This window comes from Burkholderia sp. Bp9031, assembly GCF_003857965.1.
In the GTDB taxonomy this organism is placed as follows: Bacteria; Pseudomonadota; Gammaproteobacteria; order Burkholderiales; family Burkholderiaceae; genus Burkholderia; species Burkholderia ambifaria_A.
In genome coordinates, this window is sequence record NZ_QTPW01000096.1 from 1 (window position 1) to 675 (window position 675).

Genomic DNA, 675 nt, shown 5'->3' on the forward strand with positions numbered 1-675 from the left:
TTACTGCATGAACCAGCCGTGGCTGACGATGAACGACTGCCCCGTGAGCGCGGCGCTCGGGAACGCCGACAGGAACAGCACCGTCTGCGCGACGTCCTGCACCGTCGTGAACACGCCATCGACCGTGTTGCCGAGCATCACCTTCTTCACCACTTCCTCTTCGCTGATCCCGAGCTCCTTCGCCTGCTCCGGAATCTGCTTGTCGACCAGCGGCGTGCGCACGAAACCCGGACACACGACGTGCGAGCGCACGTTGTGCTTCGCGCCTTCTTTCGCCAGCACGCGCGCGAGGCCCAGCAACCCGTGCTTGGCCGTCACGTAGGCAGACTTCAGCGGCGACGCCTCGTGCGAGTGCACCGAACCCATATAGATCACGACGCCGCCGCGATCGTCCTTGTACATGTGCTTGAGCGCGGCCTTGGTCGTCAGGAACGCGCCGTCAACGTGGATCGCCTGCATCTTCTTCCAGTCGGAGAACGAGTAGTTCTCGATCGGATTGACGATCTGGATGCCTGCGTTCGACACGAGGATGTCGACCGAGCCGAACGTTTCGGCAACCTTGTCGATGCCACTGTTCACGGCTTCCTCGTTCGTCACGTCCATCGCGACGCCGATCGCCTTGCCGCCCGCCTTGTTGATCTCGTCGGCAACCGCATTCGCGCCATCCTGGTTCAG

General features: G+C 62.5%; 1 protein-coding gene. It reads right to left on the minus strand.

Going from position 1 to position 675, the window contains the following annotated elements; translation table 11 throughout:
* A partial coding sequence (locus tag DIE15_RS36655) for a 3-hydroxybutyrate dehydrogenase (protein ID WP_148095707.1) occupies nt 1-675 on the minus strand: 675 nt, incomplete at its 5' end.